Here is a 22,121-nt window from a genome sequence, read left to right as displayed (position 1 = left end):
CTTATGCTTCTTCGCCAAACCAACAGATATTGCGGGCTGCCATGATGAGCTCACCTGCTTTTTCTTCTGTCAATTCTTCAATTTCGATCAAATCATCAATGCCTTGTTCAGCCAAGTCTTCTAGAGTCACAATACCTTTGCTAGCGAAAACATAGGCTAAGTGTCTGTCAACACCTTCAAGTGCTAGCAACTCTTCACTTGGCTCCACACCATCCAGTGCTTCTTCAGTAGCGAGAGCTCGAGTTGAGATCGCCGCTTTTGCACGTTCACGTAAGGCTTCAACGAGATCTTCGTCAAAACCGTCAATCGCCAATAGTTCAGACACAGGCACATAGGCAACTTCTTCGAGCGACGTAAAGCCCTCGTCCGCCAGTACTTGTGCAAAATCTTCATCGACATCCAGTGAGTTAACGAATAAATCAACCACCTTGGCACTTTCTGCCTGGTGTTTCTTATTCATATCGTCCACTGTCATAACGTTCAGAACCCAACCTGTCAGCTGTGTTGCTAAACGTACGTTCTGGCCATTACGTCCAATGGCTTGTGCCAAACTATCTGCTTCAACAGCGATATCCATTGAATGGTTATCTTCGTCAACTATGATAGAGGCCACATCAGCTGGCGCCATGGCATTGATCACGTATTGTGCTGGATTATCATCCCACAACACGATATCAACACGTTCGCCACCCAGTTCATTCGAAACGGCTTGTACACGTGCACCACGCATACCCACACACGCACCGATAGGATCGATACGACGGTCATTTGACTTAACGGCGATTTTAGCGCGCGCGCCTGGATCACGGGCTGCGCCCATGATTTCAATCAGTTCGTCAGCAATTTCAGGTACTTCTACACGGAAAAGCTCGATTAGCATTTCAGGTTTAGTACGGCTTAAAAATAACTGTGCGCCGCGAGCTTCTGGACGTACTGAGTACAGTAATGCACGCACGCGGTCGCCTGGGCGGAAAGATTCACGTGAAATTAAATCTTCACGGAACAACACGCCATCAGCATTATTACCTAAGTCAACCACTACGCTTTCACGAGTTGCTTTTTTGACTATACCAGTGATTAACTCACCTTCTTGGTCTTGGAACTGTTCAACCACTTGAGCACGTTCAGCTTCACGTACTTTCTGTACGATCACTTGCTTAGCGGTTTGAGTGGTAATACGGTCAAACACCACTGACTCGATATCGTCTTCGATAAACTCGCCAGGTTGGATGTCTGGATTTTCGTATCGTGCCGCTTCTAACGTGATTTCGCGGTAAGGATTTTCTAACGCTTCACCGTGATCATCAACCACCATCCAACGACGGAAAGTATCATAACCACCGGTTTTACGGTCGATAGCAACACGAACGTCAATATCACCTTCGTATTTTTTCTTGGTTGCTGTGGCCAGAGCAATCTCTAGCGCTTCAAAAATTTTCTCGCGTGGAACGGCCTTTTCATTTGAAACCGCCTCAGCGACTAGCAGAATCTCTTTATTCATCTCGTCTTGCCTCGTTCACCTTGAAACCATCAAAACTTAGCGATTAAGTTGCCTTTGCGGATATTATCCAATGCGACAACCAACTCTTTACCATTCACTTTCAGTGAGAGCATTTGCCCGTCGACCGCAGTGATGGCGCCTTTTAAATTACGACTGCCGTCAACCGGCATAGTCAATTGAAGCTTTACATCCTCGCCCACATAGCCCGCATACTGCTCAGCAGTAAATAAGGGTCTATCAACGCCTGGCGAAGAAACCTCTAGGGTATATTCTGTAGAAATAGGATCTTCAACATCGAGTACAGCACTGACTTGGCGACTTGCATTGGCACAATCTTCAATATTGATACCATTTTCACCATCAATGAACACTCGCAGTGTGGAATGCTTACCCGCTTGAACATATTCAATGCCCCATAGCTGAAAGCCTAATGCTTCCACAGGTACTTTGAGCATTTCTGCCAGTCTGAATTCTAACGTTGCCAAGATTGACCCCCGAAAAAACAAAAAAGGGCTTAATAGCCCTAGTACAACGCCACATACTAAGCATGCGACAAATTTAAAAGTCCCAGATAACAAAAAACCCCGTAATCACGAGGTCATTAATTTCAAGAACCTGTAAACCATAACGAATTCAAACACTATTCGTTACTAGGAGCTGGTTGCGGGGGCCGGATTTGAACCGACGACCTTCGGGTTATGAGCCCGACGAGCTACCATGCTGCTCCACCCCGCGTCAACTGTGTGCAAGTATATTGACTATCGTCATTTCTTGCAATAACTAAGAGAGAACTTATGTCGTCTATCTTAGTTATATTTGGTGCCGAGAGCGGGACTTGAACCCGCACGACCGTTAGGTCACAGCCACCTCAAGGCTGCGCGTCTACCAATTTCGCCACCTCGGCGACACCTTTTACTAGTCAGGAATTTTCGTTTCTGACTTTTGGGTTCCTTGCTCAACAGGTTGTGTGACCTGTTCAGTGTCTGAACCTAAATTTTTCCATGAATCTTCATTTTTTGCGTGGTTTGCACTTAAGTTGCCAATCAGCAGACTTAAAGTAAAAAACGCAATGGCAAGAATCGCCGTAGTGCGTGTCAGGAAGTTACCTGAACCGCTTGAACCAAACAGAGTACCTGATGCACCGGCGCCAAAAGAGGCCCCCATGTCAGCTCCCTTACCTTGCTGAATTAATACTAGGCCGATCAGACCTAATGCAACCAACAAGTAAATAACTACTAGAACTTCATACATATTATGCGCTCATCGCTATGGTACACAGACTTAAAAACTCGCTAGAGTTTAAGCTAGCACCGCCAATCAGTCCACCATCAACATCAGGTTGGGCAAATAAATCTGCAGCATTACTCGGCGTTACACTACCACCGTAGAGAATCCTGATATTTTCTCCGATAAACGGAGATACTTCAGAGAGGCGTTTGCGAATAAACGCATGAACTTCTTGTGCCTGCTCTGGTGTAGCGCTTTTACCTGTCCCTACAGCCCAAAGTGGCTCGTAGGCGATAATTGCGTTATCAAAAGCCATAGTGCCGTTTTTCTGGATCACTATATCCAACTCTTCCGCAATCACCTCGAAGGTGCGTCTTGCTTCACGTGCCGGACCTGACTCACCCACACATAAAATGGGAGTTAAGCCATGCTTTTGTGCAGCCGCGAATTTCTCCGCTACGATATTACTCGTCTCTCCGTACATACGGCGACGTTCTGAATGTCCGATAATTACATATCGACATCCTGAATCTTTGAGCATCTGACCTGAAACTTCTCCGGTATAGGCGCCAAAGTCGTGTTGACTTAGGTTTTGTGCGCCCATCCTAACAAGTGAACCGTCTAACGCTTCCTTGTTTGCTTCTAGCAGTTGCCTAACGCTCTCTAGATAGATAGAAGGCGGGCATAAAACCACTTCAGCTGAATCATTTTGGAGCTTAGAGGCAAATTTTTTGAACAACTCTTTGGCTAATGCCGCACTGCCGTTCATCTTCCAATTGCCAGCTACCATAGGACGTCTGAGTGCCATCACTGTCTCCTCTGAAAGCGGCGTGAATAATAGCGAACCACTTATTAAGTTACAATAGCTAAATTCGAATTTTTTCAGATATCAGGTTGGAATGCTTATTTTTTACACGCCAAAGCTGATTTCTGTTCATTTGTGCAGCTAACACCTTAATTTTAAATTGGTATCAGCCGCACTCATTACAAAATAGGCAAATATTAGCTTACCGATTTTACTGCATCCGCAATCAAATTTGCGTGTGCCAATACTGCACTATGATCGTCACCTTCTACCATGACGCGGATCAAAGGTTCAGTACCTGACTTACGTAATAGTACTCGACCACGTACGCCAAGTTCAGATTCAACCTGTGCCTGCGCCGCTTTTACTTTATCTGACTTAAGTGGGTCATGCTCGCCCTCAAAGCGCACATTGACTAACACCTGTGGCAACATTTCCATCGCCGAAGTCAGTTCTTCTAGTGTGGCATTTTGGCGACGCATGGCCGCTAACACTAAAATCCCCGCGACAATACCATCACCGGTTGTGCCGTGGTCAAGATTAAGGATATGCCCTGAATTCTCGCCACCGATGCGCCAATCGAGTTCTTTCAGTAATTCCATCACATAGCGGTCGCCCACTTTTGAACGCGCAAAAGGAATATCTAGTGCTTGCAAGGCTAAATCAAGCCCAAGATTCGACATCAAGGTGCCAACCACACCACCGCGCAATACCCCGCGAGATTTCGCATCACAGGCAAGAATATATAAAATCTGATCGCCGTCGATAACTTCGCCTTTGCTGTTGACCATCATAATGCGGTCGCCATCGCCGTCGAGCGCGATACCTAAATCGGCACTTTCGGCCAAAACGGTTTCACAAATCTTGCCCATGGACGTTGCGCCCACTTTATCATTGATGTTCATCCCGTTAGGCTTATCACCAATGGCAATCACCTCGGCGCCTAACTCACGGAACACAGCTGGTGCTATGTGATAAGTTGCGCCATGGGCACAATCGACCACAATTTTTAGTCCAGTTAACGTGTGTTCTGCAGGGAAGTTACCTTTGCAATACTCGATATAACGGCCACGGGCATCTTCAATGCGCGATACCTTGCCTAACAGATGTGATTCAACACAAACGAGGGGCTTTTCAAGCTCAGCTTCGATTTCTAGCTCTAAGTTATCGTCTAACTTACTGCCGTCGGTCGAGAAAAATTTAATGCCGTTATCGTAATAAGGATTGTGTGATGCGCTGATCACCACCCCTGCTTCGGCGCGAAACGTACGCGTCAAATAGGCGACTGCGGGCGTGGGCATAGGCCCCATTAACATCACATTAAGACCTGCGGCAGAAAGACCCGCTTCTAATGCCGACTCAAACATATAACCCGAAATACGGGTATCTTTACCTATGATCACCTTTTTGGTACCACTGCGGGATAATACGCGACCCGCTGCCCAACCTAATTTCAGTGCAAGCTCAGGCGTCATTTGACCTGAACCGACCTTTCCCCGAATACCGTCAGTTCCAAAAAATTTACGTTCTTTCATATCGCCCCACAAACTCAAATGTGTCCCAATGATTTGGGATCATAATATTAATTAAATGCTTAACGAGAGCATAACGATGCTTAAAAATACGCTTGTGTCGCTTGTAACACTTTGAGCATATCCACAGTTTCAGCAACGTCATGTACGCGAATGATATGAGCTCCCTTTTGGGCCGCTATCATAGCGCCAGCAAGGCTCCCAGCAAGACGCTCTGAGGTCGGTTTTGCTAAGAGGTTCCCTATCATGCTCTTACGAGATAATCCTATCAATACGGGTAAATCAAACTTGGCAAAACAATCGAGCTTTGCCAGTAATTCATAGTTATGTTCTAAGCTTTTACCAAAGCCAAATCCCGGATCGAGTATTAATAACTCTCGGGGGATCCCAGCATGTAAGCAAGCGTCAATCCGCTCGGTTAAAAAGCCAGAAACATCTTCAATAACATCATAATAAGTCGGCGAAGACTGCATGTTCTTCGGCTCGCCCTGCATATGCATTAGACATATCGGGACGTGCAACTCTGCGGCAGCTTCGAGCGCACCGGGTTCCATCAAGGCACGCACATCATTAATCAGGTGTGCACCCGCAGCGACAGCTTGACGCATCACTTCAGCTTTACTGGTATCAACCGAAATCCACACATCATGGTGCGTCGCCACATATTTTACTAACGGGATCACCCGCGCAAGTTCATCGGCTAGGCTCACCTCGGCGGCGCCGGGCCTTGTCGACTCTCCACCAATGTCTATCATCCCTGCGCCTTGAGCCACCATGTCATCGGCATGCTGACAGGCAAGTTCATAGGAAGAATATTGACCACCGTCGGAAAAGGAATCGGGAGTGACATTCAAAATGCCCATCACTATGGGCGAAGATAACGCGAGGCGTTTAGTGCCAGCAATCAGTTCAAACACGCATTTACTCCAATAATACGAATACTTACGATTTTGCCTATAGGCATAACTTGCGTCATTAGTTTTAGCCTTCACTTTCTATCCGAGGTGACTGATGTCAGAGGAGAAATATCAGTAATGGCAAAGTGGATGAATGACAGCGCAGTCAAATTGCTAACAAGATAAAACAAGAAAACCCCTTTACGGGGTTTTCTTTTATCTCACAACAAATTACTTAGCAGGTGATTCATCAGGCTCTTTCAAGTCTGGTTCAGCAGATGCTGTAGTTACAGTATCTTCAGCTTTTTCTGCTGGTTCACCATGACCACTGCCTTTGTCGTTAGAACCATGGTCATCCACTTGCCAATCGGCAGGTTGGCGCACTTCACGACGCTTCATTAAATCGTCAATTTGAAGTGAATCAATGGTTTCATACTTCATTAAGGCTTCTTTCATCGAGTGAAGAATATCGAGGTTATCCGTCAATATCTGTCTCGCTCTCGCGTAGTTCTTGTCGATAAAGACTTTCACTTCCGCGTCGATGATAGTTGCAGTTTCATCGGACATGGCTTTGGCTTTACCCATGCTGCGACCTAAGAACACTTCACCGTCTTCTTCGGCATACAATAATGGACCTAGCTTGTCCGAGAAGCCCCACTGAGTCACCATGTTACGCGCAATAGAGGTCGCGTATTTGATGTCCTGTGATGCGCCAGTCGACACTTTTTCTGTACCGTAGATAAGCTCTTCAGCTAAACGACCGCCGTATGCGACTGAAATTTGGCTTTCTAACTTACGACGGCTCTGACTCACTGAGTCCGCTTCGGGTAAGAAGAAAGTGACACCCAGCGCACGGCCGCGAGGAATGATAGTGACCTTGTGCACAGGATCGTGCTCTGGTACTAAACAACCTACAATTGCATGGCCCGCTTCGTGGTATGCAGTCATTTCTTTTTCAGCTTCAGACATCACCATAGAACGGCGCTCAGCACCCATCATGATTTTATCTTTTGCACGCTCAAATTCTTCCATGCCCACTACTCGGCGATTTCCACGAGCCGCAAACAGGGCCGCTTCGTTCACTAAGTTAGCTAAGTCAGCACCAGAGAAACCTGGGGTACCACGGGCAATTACACTCGCCTTCACATCTTCAGAAAGCGGTACTTTACGCATATGCACTTTCAAAATCTGCTCACGACCACGCACGTCTGGTAAGCCAACGACCACTTGACGGTCAAAACGACCTGGACGCAGCAGTGCAGAATCGAGTACGTCTGGACGGTTAGTTGCCGCGATAACGATAACGCCTTCATTACCTTCGAAGCCGTCCATCTCAACCAGCATTTGGTTCAGTGTTTGCTCACGTTCATCATGACCACCGCCTAAACCCGCGCCGCGTTGACGACCGACCGCATCGATTTCATCGATAAAGATGATACAAGGTGCAGACTTTTTCGCCTGTTCGAACATGTCACGCACACGAGATGCACCAACACCAACGAACATTTCAACGAAATCAGAACCCGAGATAGTGAAGAAAGGTACTTTAGATTCTCCCGCAATGGCTTTCGCCAGCAAGGTTTTACCTGTACCTGGAGGACCCACCATCAGCACGCCCGTTGGAATACGGCCGCCCAATTTTTGGAATTTAGTTGGGTCACGCAGATAATCAACTAACTCTTTGACTTCTTCTTTTGCTTCGTCACAACCAGCAACATCGGCAAACGTCGTTTTAATCTGATCTTCGCTCATCAGCTTGGCTTTGCTCTTACCAAAGGACATAGCGCCTTTGCCACCGCCGCCTTGCATCTGGCGCATGAAGAAAATCCATACCCCGATAAGCAATAACATAGGGAACCAAGAGATGAAGATTTGGGTTAGGAACCCAGACTCTTCGGCTTCTTGGCCCTTCATGGTGATGCCCTTACGATCAAGATCATTAATTAAATCTTGGTCATATAACGGCATGATAGTCGTGAACTTTTCACCCGTTCGCTTAGCACCTTCAATAGTACGTTGGTCGCTTTTAACTTCAACAGTTGCGACCTGCCCATCACGGACATTATCTAAGAAGGTAGAATAATCCATCTTCTGCGATGACGAAGAAGAGGGGGAGTAACCCTGAAACACTGACATCAGCACAACGGCGATGACAACCCAGAGTATTAGATTTTTTGCCATGTCACTCAAATTACTAGACCTCATTAAGTCTTGCGATTATTAACGCTAGGTTACTACAACTTGTACCCAGTCGCCACAAGATAGACTTCACGGGAACGCGCTCGTGAAGAGTCTGGTTTACGTGTTTTAACGACTTTAAACACTGCTTTTACCGCTTTCATGTATTCGTCAAAGCCCTCCCCCTGAAAGACTTTTACCGCAAAACAGCCATTAGGAGCCAATACTTGATGGCACATATCTAACGCCAACTCCACTAAATACATGGCACGGGGTTGATCAACACTATCTGAACCACTCATGTTGGGCGCCATATCAGACAACACAACGTCAACCTTAGCATCACCGACGCGAGTAAGTAATGCTTGAAGGACTTTATCTTCACGAAAATCCCCTTGCAGAAAGTCTACCCCGACGATGGGATCCATAGGCAAAATGTCACAGGCGATGACTTTACCTCTATCTCCCGCTAATTTAACTGCCACTTGAGACCAACCTCCCGGAGCAGCACCGAGATCAACCACAGTCATGCCTGGGCGAATCAGTTGATCCTTTTGCTGGATCTCCTCAAGCTTAAACGCAGCGCGAGATCGCAAGCCCATTTTTTGGGCGAGTTTGACATAGTGATCATCAAAGTGTTCTAGCATCCAGCGATTAGAACTGGCCGTACGTTTTATACCTGACATTTAAAATCCGCAACAATTGAGAGTTACACAAAGGCTATATAAGGGTAGAATAGCCGTTTTTCAACAGTAACTCAGCAAAAGTTGGTAGAAATGAACTTAACAACCAAACAAAAACAGCATTTAAAAGGTCTAGCGCATCCGCTAAAGCCAGTGGTGCTGCTTGGTGCCAATGGATTGACTGAAGGTGTACTCGCTGAAATTGAAAGCGCACTCGCTTATCATGAATTGATTAAAGTGAAAGTAGCCTCTGCCGACAGAGAGCTAAAAAATGCCATCGTTGATGCCATAGTACGTGAAACTCAATCCGCAAAAGTGCAACTTATTGGTCATATTCTGGTGATTTATCGTCAATCACCAGAAATGAAGATTGCTTTGCCAAAGGCAAAGTAATTTTTCTTGATTTTTATTGTGTTAACAAAGAGGCCACTCAATTGAGTGGCCTCTTTGTTTTTACTACAAATTAAAATAAAGCACTAAGGCGTATCAGAAATCACTTGTTCCTTATAATGCTCAGGCGTTAAACCTAACAACTCAGGCAATGAGGTGCCAACAGAAATCGATGAGAATGTGCCGGTTAAAATACCGATAAACATCGCAATTGAGAATCCTTCCAGCGGTCCGCCGCCCATGATCCACAGCGCACCGACCGTCATTAAGGTTGTCCCTGACGTCACCATAGTACGGGAGAATGTCGCCACAATCGCTTGGTTATTAATTTCTTGAATCGCAAGCTTTGGCTTAGCAATCAATAATTCACGGATACGGTCAGCAATGATAATCGAGTCATTTAACGAATAGCCTAAAATCGCCAGCACAGCCGCCAGTACCGTTAAATTAAACTCCATCTGCGTCAGCGCAAAAAACGCCAGTACGAACACAACGTCGTGTACCAGCGCAAACAAAGCGCCCGATGCGAGTCGCCACTCGAAGCGATAACTTAAATAGCCTAAAATACACAGCATAGCGACTAACAGCGCTAACCCACCCTGCTCCGCCAGTTCTTGACCAATCTGCGGCCCAACAACGCTGCTGTTAAGGACTTGCACTTCAGAGTTAAGTGGCGCTAATGCCTGCTGAATATCGACATTGCTTTGCTCAGTACCAGCATTCTTTATATCACCATAGCGTAATACCCAACGGCCCGGCTCACTGGCCGAGATCACAGAGACTTCCTGCTGATAGGCAGCGTTAAGCAAAGGTTGTAACTCACTGCTGGTGATTTTTCTATCGAGCTGAATCTCAGTCACCACACCACCGGTAAAGTCTAATCCCCAGTTAAAACCCTTTACACCTATGATGGCTAATGACGTTATCATCAATAAAATTGAGATAGCACTGGAGACATAACGCCATTTTGTTAGATTGATATTTTTCATGGTTATACCCTCACATGACGACTAACATCACGTCCGTAAACTAAGTTAATCAAGGCTCTTGAAGCAAAGATACCGGTAAACATGCTGGTCAACAGACCTAGACCTAAGGTCAAGGCGAAACCTTGAATTGGGCCATTACCGATGGAATACAGCACGACAGCCGTGATCATAGTGGTGAAGTTAGCGTCAAAAATGGTCGAAAACGCACTATCAAACCCCGTATCAATTGCCAGCGCAAAACTGCGACCTTCTTTTAACTTGTCTTTTATTCGCTCAAAAATCAGCACGTTGGTATCAACAGCCATTCCCACGGTTAACACTAGGCCAGCAATACCGGGCAAGGTCAGCACAGCACCAGGGATAAGCGCCAGTAGGCCAAACAAGATCACCATGTTAGAGATCAGCGCGATATTCGCCACCCAACCGAGACGACGATACCAAAGCGCCATGAACAACAAGGTAATGCCCATACCTAGACCAAGCGCAGCAAAACCGTTTTCAATGTTTTCAGCGCCTAACGTCGGGCCAATGGTACGCTCTTCCACAATCGTCACTGGCGCCGTCATAGAACCCGCTCTTAGTAACAGGGCTAATTGCTGCGCTTCTTGATAGGTGCCAGCGCCAGTGATGCGGAAGCGGTCTCCAAGCTGGGATTGAATGGTCGCGACGCTGATAATCTCTTGAGTTTGCTTAGCCTTACCTTGTTCATCACGGCTGTATTCGCTGTAAGACGTCGCCATAGGTTTGCCAATATTGGTACGGGAAAACTCAGACATTTTCTGCCCGCCGATACGGTCGAGGTTAATGTTCACCTCGGCCATGCCCATCTCACCTAAACTCGCTCTGGCATCGACAATGTGATCGCCACCCAGCACAGGCGTGCGGCTCACATAAATAGGCTTACCCGACTTGTCGTTAAGCACCATGGCATTCACAGAACCTGACTCTTTCACCTCAAAGAAAGCCAGACTCGCTGTAGCACCAATAACGTTTTTCGCGGCTGCAGGATCTTGCACGCCAGGCAACTCAATCCGAATTCGATGATCGCCTTGGCGCTGCACTAAGGCTTCCGTGATGCCAAGTTCTTCAATACGACTGCGCATAACTTGCAAGTTTTGCTGCACAGTCAAATTACGCAGTTTAGTTTGTTCCTCTTGGCTCAACTTAATCTGTAAACCCGCGCCATCGGTATTGGATAATTGCCAATTTGGATAGGACTGTTTCATCATCTGACGCACAGCAGCGCGGGCGTCATTATCGGGCAGCGTCAGGTTTAACTGGTTAGTTTGATCCAAATAGACGCTGGTGCCACGGATCTTCTGCTCACGGATGAATTGACGTAGCGAATCAACTAACGCCTCACCCTGAGTTTGATACACAGGGTCAACATCCACATCGAGTAGAAACTGCACCCCACCACGTAAGTCGAGCCCTAGTTTAATCGGCTGAAAACCTAAGTTTTGCAACCAACTCGGCGCGGCACTGGCAAGGGATAAGGTCAACTCTTTTGGCTCTTTCACCATAGACGAAACCAAGGTTTTGACTAAGGTTTGTTGGTTATCCGCATCGAGGACAATCAGGGTTTCACCATTCTTTTGGTCGATGCGTTTTACCGTCACGCCTTCAGCTTGCAGCTTATCTCTAAGGGCTACGGGCGTGAGTGTTAACCCCGCCTTCGCGCCCACTTGCACCGCGGCATTCTCACCATAAAATGTTGGCAAGGCACTGAATAACATCACTATGATGGTGACGATAAGAACTATATATTTCCAAGCTGAATAGTGATTTAGCAGCCGTTTATTGGGTTTTCTTTCCATGGGATTAACTCGCTATTTATCACCTAACTTTTAAGTCAAAAGCTAAGCGAACATATTGATATCAGTCCGAAACCTATCATTGAGCACCAGCAAATCTAGCCAGTTAGACTCAAGTCATCACAGCGAATGTAGCCGCGATAGAGATGGTTTCGGTGAGAACAAAAATACAATGGCATGCAAGTTCTACGGGAGCAGACTCCAGTAGATAGCACACCTAAATAGGTGGGTTAAGCGGCTTGTTGGCTAAATCGATATTGAAGATTTGAGACTTTCCAACCCGAAATTCGGGCGGGGGAAGATACAGCTGAAAGCGTCCAATCTGATGCGATATCCAGATCGGTCGGTTCAACGACATTGGGTGTCGGTTCGGCGGTGAAGTCTAACGCGAGTAGATATACCGGTTTCACCTCACGCACATCGTGCTGGGCAAGACTGATAAAGCGCGGCGAATTTATTGGGGCAAAATTTAAGTCGTCCGAATGACTCACGTAATCGGAGCTTGGACAAGGTGCTGGCTGGGATGCTGAGTCTGAATTGATGCGATTGGCATCATGAGTATGCAATAAGCCGCAACTTTCAACGGTTTGCGCATCAGACTGTATATTAGATTGGGCATTGAGCTGTGCATTGTCTTGGGTGATAGCATCGGCATCGGACAAGCTTTGAGGCTCAGCGCTTGGCTGTGCATCGGGAGTCGAGCTATCAAGTCCCACAGTGTGTATCTGAGCCGTTTGCTTCAGAGCTGTGTGTTTCTGAACATAATGACGAGTGGCATCACTGCGTTGTACTGAGGTTTTTGGCGTATAGCTAGCCGAGTGCGCGATCAACATGATCGCCACGCAAACTAACATCAATCCTGTACGCCAATGTTTTACCAAAGCGTGCCCTCTTATAAAACGAAAGATAAACCCAGTCATACTTAGTTTTTGCTACATAACTGTGGGTTTATAAAGCGAAACTCGCGCTAAATCAATTACACAATACTGAGTTAATTCTGATAAAACTTTCTGATGAAGCTCTAGAGTTGCAGCTTAAGTAAAAGTGCACCAAGAGACAAATTAATCTTTATCCATCTTTCGAGTTCAACCCTGAAGCGCCTTCTCCATCCTTGGCTAAACCTTAAATTCGAAAGCAAAACACAAATCCTAGACACGTATACAAACTCAATGAGCAAATAACAAAAAACCGCCCTAGGGCGGTTTTAGAACGAGTGAGAATCACACTCTCGGTACGATTTAGCAGACTCGATAGCTAAATCGATTCGCTGATTATAAATACTGTACTGAGATGATTTCGTAATCTGTCATGCCACCTGGCGTGGTAATCGACACTTCATCACCTTCATTTTTACCCACTAAGCCACGGGCTATCGGTGAGTTCACTGAAATCAGGTTTTCTTTAATATTCGCTTCATCATCGCCGACTATGCGATAAGTCACTTCAACGTCGGTATCGAGATTTAAAATAGTCACAGTGGCGCCAAAAATAATACGACCGTTGTTCACCATCTTAGTGACGTCGATAATTTGCGCGTTAGATAACTTACCTTCAATATCACGGATACGTGCTTCACAAATACCTTGGTCTTCACGAGCCGCATGGTATTCCGCGTTTTCTTTCAGGTCGCCTAGCTCTCTCGCAGAGGCAATCGCTTCAGTGATCTTAGGGCGACGGTCAAACTTGAGAATATCTAACTCTTTACGCAGCTGTTCTGCACCGACAACTGTCATAGGAACCTTAGTCATAACTTCTTTCGTCTCCTTTAAAACAAAAGCAACCCGTGCCAACGCTAAGGTCAACACAGTCAAATGAGGGTGGAATTGCGCTATTCTAATCGTTATGCGCCTTTGATGCATCAAGAACAATGCATTGACGCAGCTTACCCAACCTTAAGCAGAGTTACCAGCAATGAAATCTAAATCCGCGAGCCAAATAGAATCATAGTGGCTGCATTGATTAATAGCCGTATAGATAAAGGGTTTTGAAGATAAAAATGCCCACTCGCCGTAGAGGTTGTGGGCATTTAACGGTGAACGCTACGTCATTTATAAACGCTAAATCATTTTTAACACTCAGTCACTTATAACGCTTACTCACTTGAGCGGAAGACTGAATCCTATTCAAGCCCAGCTTCAAACGTAAGGAAAATCTCACTGACGGTTTTATCGGCAAGGGATGTGTCTGAGCTTGGACGTTCAATAGATGCATGCAAAAGATAACGTCCCGCCGCAGGCAAGGTCATGGCCACTTTACCGTCTTTATCTGAGGTTAAAGCGATTTCTTCAGGCTTGTTTCGGTATAGGCTGCCGTCTTTCATAATCGCAACACTCACTCCTGCAACGGGTTTACCATCATAAACAAACTGCAGTATTGCAGGTTCGTTTTCAACGATATCAGCAGGATGGGTTACAGGGACTAGTTCCAAGTACTCGCCCTTAGGAGCCAAAACCTTATCCGTTGGCTTATTTCGGGTTACGTAGGTTTCCACCCGCGACACATTTAAAGAACCTTCTAATTCAGAGGCGCCCTTTGGCATGACAGCGGCGGTCGCTTTTTTATCTAAACGACTGCGGACAAAGCCTTCTTTGCCTTTCACTTTATAGCGGGAGAAATAACGCGGCGTGACTTCTTTCTCGAACTTATAGGTGCCATCTTGCATTAACTGCACATCAAATACCGATTTACGGCCGCCGGTATAACTTGAGCTTGGAGAACTTAAGTCGCCATTAGGCAGTAACACACGTATGTCACTGGCGCTGAAAGGTTTATCCATCATAAACACTTGATTGCTGGCAGACACATCAGAGGTGATCCACACAGCTTCTTGGCTTTCGGCCGAAACGTTAAAGTGGCTAGGTAAAATCCATCTATCGTGGCTGCTTGCCAACGGGCTAATACAAAGTGTGCTAAGTAATGCAATAAGACGTAATTTCATGCCTTTTCCTTAAGTTTAACGAGTAATGTACGGGCAATATATTCAGTAGCAGGCTCAGCGAGCCATGCCGCTTAAGCGTATGTCGATAACGCCAGTTTCAGTGGTGGCGGGTAACTGCACTGAGAAGTCCCCCGCAGCTAAATCGATGTTTTGTCGCACGAGATCGCGACCGCCATGCTCACGCACCACTTCTATAAACACAGTGTAACGAGCAGGCTCGAGCGCTTTTCCCGCTTCATCTTTTAAATCCCAATCGATTTTGTAATGACCCGCAGGACGTGTGGCTGATGCAATACCATCAACAAAACTCATATCGTCACGACCCGCTTTACGCCACCAACGACGGATGTCTTTAAGCCATTTATGGCCTTCATCCCAAACCCAAAGGCTTAAGGTTTTTACCGGTTGCCCTTGGGTATTTTCAACCCACACGGCCACATAGGGTCTGTGATATTGGCCTTCGGTAATTTCAGGTAAAGTTAAATCAACAGTCATTTGTGGCGCCGCAAATGCAGCAGAACTCACAAACAAAGCACTCACCGCAATGGTACGAATAAGATGACGCATACTCGGTCTACACTCCTTATGGAACGAAATAAACATACACAAGTCCGCAACTACCGCTGACAAGTACCATGTATAACAATGACTTTTTGAGGCGCTTGGTTTGAGGCAATAATAAGTAAGCCCCAGTAAGCGAAAATAAAATAATCAGCACGGCGCTAAGATCGAGTATCCAAGCCCATGCAGTGCCTGTGTTGCGACCCTTGTGCAAATCATTCACTACGGCTACGACACCGTACTCTAAGGTTTCGACATAGGCTTGGCCGTCGAGCAGGTCCAACGTCAGGCTGCGGTAAGTGCCGGGCCCTTTGCTGACTAAGCTAATTTCGTCTTCATCTATGTCGGCAGTGGCCATATCCATAGCCCATTCACTTTTCAGCCAATGGCCCGTTGCCAAGCGCCACTGGGCATCTTGTGTATCGACGGGTAATAAATAGGCAGGGATGGGCACTTGTTCCCGTTTAGGTTCCTGATCCGCTTGAGAAAACCAATTAGGGTGATTTAACGTTATGCCTGTCACCGCAAAAAACAACATCAGCAACAACAACGCCATAGACACATATACATGGATAATTCGAGCAAAGGACAAAGACGACTTACTGACTCTTAATTTCAATGGTGCACTCTCAAAAGCAACCCGAAGAGAAATGCCTCCAGAATCGGCTTTCCCTATGCAGCCTAAGACTGAAATGAGCTGCATTAAACTAATTTAATGTGCGAGATTAAATGAGATCGATTATCAAATAGAACAAAGTTTACAAACTTTACATATTCAATACTGCAAAAGAAGCTGAAATATAGGATTGAAGAATAAGACTGAAAAATAAACCGCTTAAAGACAAATCTGCATTTAACACTCAAAAGCCATTATCTTTGATTATATTAGCAGCAAGTCATTTACGGTATCATCTGTAAATACTCATTGGATTCATAGGGATAAAATCCAACATTCACGCTAACTTTTTGGCATAAAATTTACTTTACGCCCCCTCTCGTTTACCTCATTACAATCGGCTACAATCCGCCGCCGGCGACTTGCTGGTACTCCCAAGGAAATATCATCTTGAGTACATCTCTGCTCAAAAAAATGCGCTGCCTGCATATTCTGTGGCTCGCGTTAATGCTCAACGCCTGTGTTGCTCCACTCTTATTAATGTCACCCCAAGGTCAACTAATGTGGGCCCTGCTCAAACCCCTTGTCGGTTTAGATCCAAATGATGTCGGCTTATTCGAACAGCCACTCATCAAAAACCGTATGCAGGAATTGCTGGGTAAAAATTACGATACTACTCTGTCGCTGCTTAAAACGGCCGATAAGATCCAGCAGGAAGGTCCACTTATCTATTTAGTGTCAACTTATACTCCTGTACCTGAGATGGCAGAAAAAGCGGGTCTAGTGTGGAACTCAGACACCAACCAAATGGCAGTGATGCTAATGAAGGGCGGCGCGCCCTTAGTGATCTCTGAGCAATTCAGTAATCAGACAGAAAAGCTAGTCCCAAGCTGGCCGAAGGAATTAGCCGACTATACCGATCCACAGAAGTTACAACAAAAAGCCTTAGATGCGGGCGCGAACCAAGTGCAGCAACAGTTAGCTGTGCCTAATGCCGTCAAAGCGGTTGCCACGGGTGAGGTTAACGCGGTTCAAAGTGCTGTCACTGAGCATGCTGTATTGCCAGCAACTATCACTGATGCGGCAGTAAAAGTAGCCACACCAGCAGTTCCAGCGGAAATAAAATCGCTGCCTGTCGTGCCAGAAGTCAAAAAGCAATAACACAGCTCACCACAGTGCCTAATCAACTGGCACTGTGGTATTCACTGTCGTTATATAGCAGTGCAAACTCCCCTTCTTCGATATCCTGATTCAAGCCCTGCTTCTTATGCCTGCTATTATGCTGGTGCTTATGTTGACTCTTATACTCACTCATAGATTAGTTGTGCCTGCTAACTCTAAGCCTCACTCGACGCTCTGCATCCCAGAACTAAACGGATAAGGCTTATTCAGCTTGCTGACGACTTAAAATCCAATACATCATTATTGAGCCGCTCTATAAACGGCTAGATAAAAACAAACGACAGAAATTCAAGCCAGCTATAGCAAGGACATTGATAGAAAAGGGAAATGCTAAACGAAGAAAACGAAAGAAACCAAACTGCGAATAATGCGAAAGAAGATAGAGAGTGAAAACGAATAGTAAGGATATAGTGAAAAGCTAGAAAGCAAAAAGCCTGTCCGAAGACAGGCTTTTTAACTTTTGGCTGGGGTACAAGGATTCGAACCTTGGAATGCTGAGATCAAAACCCAGTGCCTTACCACTTGGCGATACCCCAATAAACTTGTTTAATCTTCTATCGAAGATTGCATTTTGATGGTACGGGAAGAGAGACTTGAACTCTCACACCTCGCGGCACCAGAACCTAAATCTGGCGTGTCTACCAATTTCACCATTCCCGCATCAAAATGTACCAAAATTGTCTATTCAACAGCTTTGGATTTTTCTCTGATAAATCACTTTAACAGAGTTAAATATGGTAGCAATGGCGGGACTTGAACCTGCGACCCCAGCATTATGAGTGCTGTGCTCTAACCAGCTGAGCTACATTGCCATGGCTGGGGTACAAGGATTCGAACCTTGGAATGCCGAGATCAAAACCCGGTGCCTTACCACTTGGCGATACCCCAATCAACTTGGAAACTGAGAAAAAATGGCTGGGGTACAAGGATTCGAACCTTGGAATGCCGAGATCAAAACCCGGTGCCTTACCACTTGGCGATACCCCAACTAACTCTGTTCCAAACATCCGCTATCGCCGATGTTTCTAAAAATGGTACGGGAAGAGAGACTTGAACTCTCACACCTTGCGGCACCAGAACCTAAATCTGGCGTGTCTACCAATTTCACCATTCCCGCACAGCTTCGTGTTTACATCTTGAAGAGATGCTAGCAATCAATGCTAGAGTAAAATCGCCGTCTATTTTATATAAGAATATGCTTCTTAAATAAAATGGTAGCAATGGCGGGACTTGAACCTGCGACCCCAGCATTATGAGTGCTGTGCTCTAACCAGCTGAGCTACATTGCCACTTCGATATTACGCGCCCCTCTCAGCGAGGAACGGGGCGTATTATGCTTATTCGAGGTATCGAGGTCAACAGCTTTTTTTCGCTATTTCCCTTAGGTTAAGCTGTTCGGCTATTACTTCACCAAACTGAGCAACAGATGTGCTAAATAACACACTGTTACTCGTACTTAGCTTAATTTATCAAGGTTTAGGGCTTGTCTAATCCTAGTTATACGTTAAACAAGAAATGCATCACATCGCCATCTTTAACGATATAGGTTTTGCCTTCCACACGTAACTTACCGGCTTCTTTCGCGCCCGCTTCACCTTTGTGAGCGATAAAGTCATCAAATGCCATCACTTGAGCACGGATAAAACCACGTTCAAAATCGGTGTGAATCACGCCTGCCGCTTGCGGGGCACTCGCACCGACTGGCACAGTCCAAGCACGCACTTCTTTCACGCCTGCGGTGAAATAGGTTTGCAAATTCAGTAATTGATAACCAGCACGGATAACGCGATCTAAACCAGGCTCTTCGATACCCAGATCAGCCATAAACTCATCGCGATCTGAGATGTCCATTTCAGCTAATTCAGATTCAATCGCGGCGCACACAGCAACAACGATAGCGTTTTCTGTCGCTGCAATAGCGCGAACAGCGTCTAAGTGTGGGTTATTCTCAAAACCATCTTCCGCCACGTTAGCAATATACATGGTCGGCTTTAAGGTTAAGAAGTTAAGGTAAGCAACGGCTTCCAGTTCTTCTTTAGATAATTCCATTGAACGCAGCATTTTCGCTTCGTCTAAAATTGGACGCATTTTTTCTAATACTTCCACTTCAAACTTAGCGTCTTTATCACCGCCTTTAGCACGTTTTTGCTGGCGTTGAACCGCGCGCTCTAAGCTGTCTAAGTCAGCTAAGGCTAATTCAGTGTTAATCACTTCGATATCGCCAGCGGGATCAACCTTGTTAGCAACGTGAACAATATTGTCATCATCGAAACAGCGTACTACGTGACCAATGGCATCGGTTTCACGGATGTTAGCAAGGAACTTGTTACCTAAACCTTCGCCTTTAGATGCACCAGCCACAAGACCCGCGATATCCACGAATTCCATAGTGGTCGGTAATATACGTTGTGGATTCACAATCGCAGCTAACGCATCCAGACGTGGATCCGGCACAGGTACAACACCCGTGTTAGGTTCAATGGTACAAAACGGGAAGTTAGCCGCTTCGATGCCAGCCTTAGTTAACGCATTAAAAAGCGTTGATTTACCAACGTTAGGAAGACCAACAATGCCGCATTTAAAACCCATATGCTTACCTTTCTCTCGATTATTGGCTAACGAGTCACACTCATCAGCGAGGTTTAGTCGTCCTGCCCTATGGCAGCACATTACTGAATAATTAAATCACTTTATACTTGGGTCTCGCCAAAGCAAAACCTACTCCGCTTTAAAGGAGTGTAATCTGTTCATGGCTTTCACCATGTCTTGCTTAAACAAAATCTCGGTAGAACGCACGGCTTCATCTATCGCCGCATCGATAAGCTCTTGCTCTTTAGCTGGCGCTTTTCCCAGTACGTAACCACTCACTTGGTTTTTATCACCGGGATGACCGATACCTAAGCGTAAACGGTAGAAATTTTTATCGTTAGCCAGTTTAGCAATAATATCTTTCAAACCATTGTGGCCGCCATGGCCCCCACCGAGCTTGAACTTAGCCACGCCTGGCGGCAAATCGAGTTCATCGTGAGCGACCAGAATCTCTTCCGGTGTGATACGAAAAAAGTTCGCCAAAGCACCCACGGCTTTACCACTTAAATTCATATAAGTCGTCGGGATCAATAAGCGGACATCTTTTCCGTGCAATACGGCTCTGGCGGTCAAACCAAAATACTTACTGTCGGCCACTAAAGTTACGCCGCAAATTCGAGCCAACTCTAATACGTACCAAGCCCCCGCATTATGGCGAGTGTGCGCATATTCAGCACCAGGGTTAGCCAGACCAACTATTAATTTTATTTCGCTCATGACACTCAATATCGTTATTTCGTCGATGGCAGCCGCGCAAAGCGCCGACTGAACTGACCATAGCTGCTAAAAACGCGGCATTTTAGCACTCAAAGCCCAAGTCAACAAATGCCACGTCATCGCACTGAGTCAGAACGCAGAACAACTCAGGATTAATTAAGCCCCATTGCATATTTAAGAACGGTCTTTTTGATTGGAGAATCGATGTTTGCCAACTTTAACGCGCCATTACGCAGCAGCTTAAGCGGCAAGATATCGTTGCTAAAACCGGCGTAAAACACATCCATCGCCGTCATCATCAGCTGGTTATCGCGATAACGTTTGTGCTGATATTGGGCCAGCACTTCATTCGACCACCAGGTATTATCTTGGGTTAATGCATCCTTGATGACCGCCAAAAACGCTTCAACATCCTTAAACCCAAGGTTCACCCCTTGGCCAGCGAGCGGATTAATAGTGTGGGCGGCATCCCCTAAAATCACCAAGTTCTGACTATAGTAGCGCTGCGCATGGCGACGAGTTAGACCAAAACTGCCTTTATTCTCAACGGTAAAATCGGCATCTAGGCGCGCAGGGAAATGCAAACGTATCTGCTCTGCGAGCTGTTTATTATTCAGCTGCATTAACTGTTTTATTCGATTGGCATCGTCGTACCACACCAGCGAAGCGTTATTACCGGGCAGAGGTAATAAGGAACGCGGTCCTTTGGGCGTAAACTGCTGCCATGTGACATCTTGCTGGCCCTGTGCGGTGCGGATATTGATCAGCATTGCCGATTGAGCATAATCCCAACCCGATATACCAATCCCCGCCCATTGGCGCACCTGCGAGTGCGCACCGTCGGCACCGACCAATAACTTAGCGTTAAGTTTATGATTCGATTGTAAGTGCACACTTACACTGTCGTTCTCACGGGCAAATGCCGCCACTTTATCGGGACAATATAAAGTGATGCCGGCCAATTGCGCCATCTGTTGCCACAGGGCAAGTTGGATTAAACGGTTTTCAACTATATGGCCTAAATGGCTGGCGCCAATTTGTGAACTGTGGAATTGGGTGATGCAGCCATCAAGCTCCCAAGTTTCTAAGCCAAGATAAGGCACATTGCGCATTTTCAGCAGTGAGTCCAAGGCGCCAAGACGTTCAAGCAGCGTTTCAGAGGCCACACTAATGGCCGAGACTCGCACATCTAACGGCTGCTCGGCTTGATAAGCCTCTGGCGCAAATGATTCAATCACCGCCACTTGCAAGCCCTGCTGGGCTAATCCAATTGCTGTCGCCGCACCGACCATACCGCCGCCGACGAGAATGACATCGAACTCAGCGTCTTTAACATGAGTGCCTTCAACATGAGTGACGTCAGAATGAGTTGTATCAGATGTCATCGGTGCACTTGCTTCATCAATTTGGCTCATCTTACTTACCACCTTAGTTACCACCTTTATTGCCATGTTTATTGCCATGTTTATTGCTGCCCAAGCGACGTCTTTACACTATCTATGC

General features: G+C 46.2%; 21 protein-coding genes and 9 tRNA genes. 2 read left to right on the top strand and 28 right to left on the bottom strand.

Annotated features, from left to right (window positions below; translation table 11 throughout):
- Window position 1: 1 nt before the first annotated feature.
- The 10 genes from nusA to rlmE all read right to left on the bottom strand — a co-directional run bounded on the left by nusA (window position 2) and on the right by rlmE (window position 8,825).
- The gene (gene nusA, locus Q4Q57_RS04365; protein ID WP_259582704.1) at window positions 2–1,501 is read right to left on the bottom strand and encodes a transcription termination factor NusA; all 1,500 of its coding nucleotides are present in this window, start codon (window positions 1,499–1,501) and stop codon (window positions 2–4) included.
- 29 nt (window positions 1,502–1,530) lie between these two features.
- Window positions 1,531–1,986, bottom strand: coding sequence for a ribosome maturation factor RimP (rimP, locus tag Q4Q57_RS04360; protein ID WP_006082718.1), 456 nt, complete (start codon window positions 1,984–1,986; stop codon window positions 1,531–1,533).
- Window positions 1,987–2,159: 173 nt separating this feature from the next.
- Window positions 2,160–2,236 (bottom strand) — tRNA-Met (locus tag Q4Q57_RS04355).
- Between the two features lie 82 nt (window positions 2,237–2,318).
- Window positions 2,319–2,405 (bottom strand) — tRNA-Leu (locus Q4Q57_RS04350).
- Window positions 2,406–2,416: 11 nt separating this feature from the next.
- Window positions 2,417–2,752 (bottom strand): preprotein translocase subunit SecG, encoded by a 336-nt coding sequence (secG, locus tag Q4Q57_RS04345; RefSeq protein WP_006082719.1) that lies wholly within the window; start codon window positions 2,750–2,752, stop codon window positions 2,417–2,419.
- Between the two features lies 1 nt (window position 2,753).
- A complete protein-coding gene (gene tpiA / locus Q4Q57_RS04340; protein WP_311889932.1) occupies window positions 2,754–3,536 on the bottom strand; it encodes a triose-phosphate isomerase in 783 nt (260 codons plus the stop codon).
- 194 nt (window positions 3,537–3,730) lie between these two features.
- Window positions 3,731–5,068: a phosphoglucosamine mutase gene (gene glmM / locus Q4Q57_RS04335; RefSeq protein ID WP_259213366.1), complete on the bottom strand. Its 1,338-nt coding sequence runs from the start codon at window positions 5,066–5,068 to the stop codon at window positions 3,731–3,733.
- An 80-nt stretch (window positions 5,069–5,148) separates the two neighbouring features.
- A complete protein-coding gene (gene folP / locus Q4Q57_RS04330) occupies window positions 5,149–5,982 on the bottom strand; it encodes a dihydropteroate synthase (RefSeq protein ID WP_259213367.1) in 834 nt (277 codons plus the stop codon).
- Window positions 5,983–6,192: 210 nt separating this feature from the next.
- Window positions 6,193–8,166, bottom strand: a complete 1,974-nt coding sequence (ftsH, locus tag Q4Q57_RS04325; protein WP_011847519.1) for an ATP-dependent zinc metalloprotease FtsH — start codon at window positions 8,164–8,166, stop codon at window positions 6,193–6,195.
- Between the two features lie 29 nt (window positions 8,167–8,195).
- A complete protein-coding gene (gene rlmE, locus Q4Q57_RS04320) occupies window positions 8,196–8,825 on the bottom strand; it encodes a 23S rRNA (uridine(2552)-2'-O)-methyltransferase RlmE (RefSeq protein WP_006082724.1) in 630 nt (209 codons plus the stop codon).
- A 90-nt stretch (window positions 8,826–8,915) separates the two neighbouring features.
- On the opposite strand from rlmE, the gene yhbY reads away from it, so the two are divergent.
- Window positions 8,916–9,215: a ribosome assembly RNA-binding protein YhbY gene (gene yhbY, locus Q4Q57_RS04315; RefSeq protein ID WP_006082725.1), complete on the top strand. Its 300-nt coding sequence runs from the start codon at window positions 8,916–8,918 to the stop codon at window positions 9,213–9,215.
- Between the two features lie 83 nt (window positions 9,216–9,298).
- Here yhbY and secF read toward each other — a convergent pair whose 3' ends face one another.
- The 7 genes from secF to Q4Q57_RS04280 all read right to left on the bottom strand — a co-directional run bounded on the left by secF (window position 9,299) and on the right by Q4Q57_RS04280 (window position 16,133).
- Window positions 9,299–10,201, bottom strand: a complete 903-nt coding sequence (gene secF, locus Q4Q57_RS04310; protein WP_311889928.1) for a protein translocase subunit SecF — start codon at window positions 10,199–10,201, stop codon at window positions 9,299–9,301.
- A 2-nt stretch (window positions 10,202–10,203) separates the two neighbouring features.
- Window positions 10,204–12,018, bottom strand: a complete 1,815-nt coding sequence (gene secD / locus Q4Q57_RS04305; RefSeq protein ID WP_311889927.1) for a protein translocase subunit SecD — start codon at window positions 12,016–12,018, stop codon at window positions 10,204–10,206.
- A gap of 227 nt (window positions 12,019–12,245) precedes the next feature.
- Window positions 12,246–12,869: a hypothetical protein gene (locus Q4Q57_RS04300; protein WP_311889985.1), complete on the bottom strand. Its 624-nt coding sequence runs from the start codon at window positions 12,867–12,869 to the stop codon at window positions 12,246–12,248.
- A 417-nt stretch (window positions 12,870–13,286) separates the two neighbouring features.
- The gene (gene greA, locus Q4Q57_RS04295; RefSeq protein ID WP_006082729.1) at window positions 13,287–13,763 is read right to left on the bottom strand and encodes a transcription elongation factor GreA; all 477 of its coding nucleotides are present in this window, start codon (window positions 13,761–13,763) and stop codon (window positions 13,287–13,289) included.
- 371 nt (window positions 13,764–14,134) lie between these two features.
- Window positions 14,135–14,953: a DUF4198 domain-containing protein gene (locus tag Q4Q57_RS04290; protein ID WP_311889926.1), complete on the bottom strand. Its 819-nt coding sequence runs from the start codon at window positions 14,951–14,953 to the stop codon at window positions 14,135–14,137.
- Between the two features lie 54 nt (window positions 14,954–15,007).
- Window positions 15,008–15,520, bottom strand: a complete 513-nt coding sequence (locus Q4Q57_RS04285; RefSeq protein WP_006086948.1) for a DUF2271 domain-containing protein — start codon at window positions 15,518–15,520, stop codon at window positions 15,008–15,010.
- Window positions 15,521–15,536: 16 nt separating this feature from the next.
- On the bottom strand, window positions 15,537–16,133 hold the full coding sequence (locus Q4Q57_RS04280) for a PepSY-associated TM helix domain-containing protein (RefSeq protein WP_006086949.1): 597 nt from the start codon (window positions 16,131–16,133) through the stop codon (window positions 15,537–15,539).
- A gap of 471 nt (window positions 16,134–16,604) precedes the next feature.
- Here Q4Q57_RS04280 and Q4Q57_RS04275 point away from each other — a divergent pair, with 471 nt between their 5' ends.
- Window positions 16,605–17,291: a hypothetical protein gene (locus Q4Q57_RS04275; protein ID WP_311889984.1), complete on the top strand. Its 687-nt coding sequence runs from the start codon at window positions 16,605–16,607 to the stop codon at window positions 17,289–17,291.
- Window positions 17,292–17,313: 22 nt separating this feature from the next.
- Here the strand turns inward: Q4Q57_RS04275 and Q4Q57_RS04270 are convergent, their stop codons facing one another.
- The 11 genes from Q4Q57_RS04270 to Q4Q57_RS04220 form a co-directional block, all read right to left on the bottom strand.
- A complete protein-coding gene (locus tag Q4Q57_RS04270) occupies window positions 17,314–17,445 on the bottom strand; it encodes a hypothetical protein (protein ID WP_268649666.1) in 132 nt (43 codons plus the stop codon).
- 328 nt (window positions 17,446–17,773) lie between these two features.
- A tRNA-Gln gene (locus Q4Q57_RS04265) sits at window positions 17,774–17,848 on the bottom strand.
- 39 nt (window positions 17,849–17,887) lie between these two features.
- Window positions 17,888–17,972, bottom strand: a tRNA-Leu gene (locus Q4Q57_RS04260).
- A gap of 75 nt (window positions 17,973–18,047) precedes the next feature.
- Window positions 18,048–18,124, bottom strand: a tRNA-Met gene (locus Q4Q57_RS04255).
- Between the two features lies 1 nt (window position 18,125).
- A tRNA-Gln gene (locus tag Q4Q57_RS04250) sits at window positions 18,126–18,200 on the bottom strand.
- Between the two features lie 24 nt (window positions 18,201–18,224).
- Window positions 18,225–18,299: transfer RNA gene (locus Q4Q57_RS04245), tRNA-Gln, on the bottom strand.
- 45 nt (window positions 18,300–18,344) lie between these two features.
- A tRNA-Leu gene (locus Q4Q57_RS04240) sits at window positions 18,345–18,429 on the bottom strand.
- 95 nt (window positions 18,430–18,524) lie between these two features.
- Window positions 18,525–18,601: transfer RNA gene (locus tag Q4Q57_RS04235), tRNA-Met, on the bottom strand.
- Between the two features lie 208 nt (window positions 18,602–18,809).
- A complete protein-coding gene (gene ychF / locus Q4Q57_RS04230; protein WP_106651360.1) occupies window positions 18,810–19,901 on the bottom strand; it encodes a redox-regulated ATPase YchF in 1,092 nt (363 codons plus the stop codon).
- A gap of 129 nt (window positions 19,902–20,030) precedes the next feature.
- Window positions 20,031–20,618: an aminoacyl-tRNA hydrolase gene (pth, locus tag Q4Q57_RS04225; protein ID WP_006082736.1), complete on the bottom strand. Its 588-nt coding sequence runs from the start codon at window positions 20,616–20,618 to the stop codon at window positions 20,031–20,033.
- A 152-nt stretch (window positions 20,619–20,770) separates the two neighbouring features.
- Entirely contained in the window at window positions 20,771–22,033 is a 1,263-nt protein-coding gene (locus Q4Q57_RS04220; protein ID WP_311889923.1) for an FAD-dependent monooxygenase, read from the bottom strand.
- Between the last annotated feature and the right edge of the window lie 88 nt (window positions 22,034–22,121).

It is taken from the genome of Shewanella sp. SP2S2-6, from assembly GCF_031931965.1.
GTDB lineage: Bacteria > Pseudomonadota > Gammaproteobacteria > Enterobacterales > Shewanellaceae > Shewanella > Shewanella baltica.
This window is presented reverse-complemented; position numbering and strand designations above follow the sequence as displayed.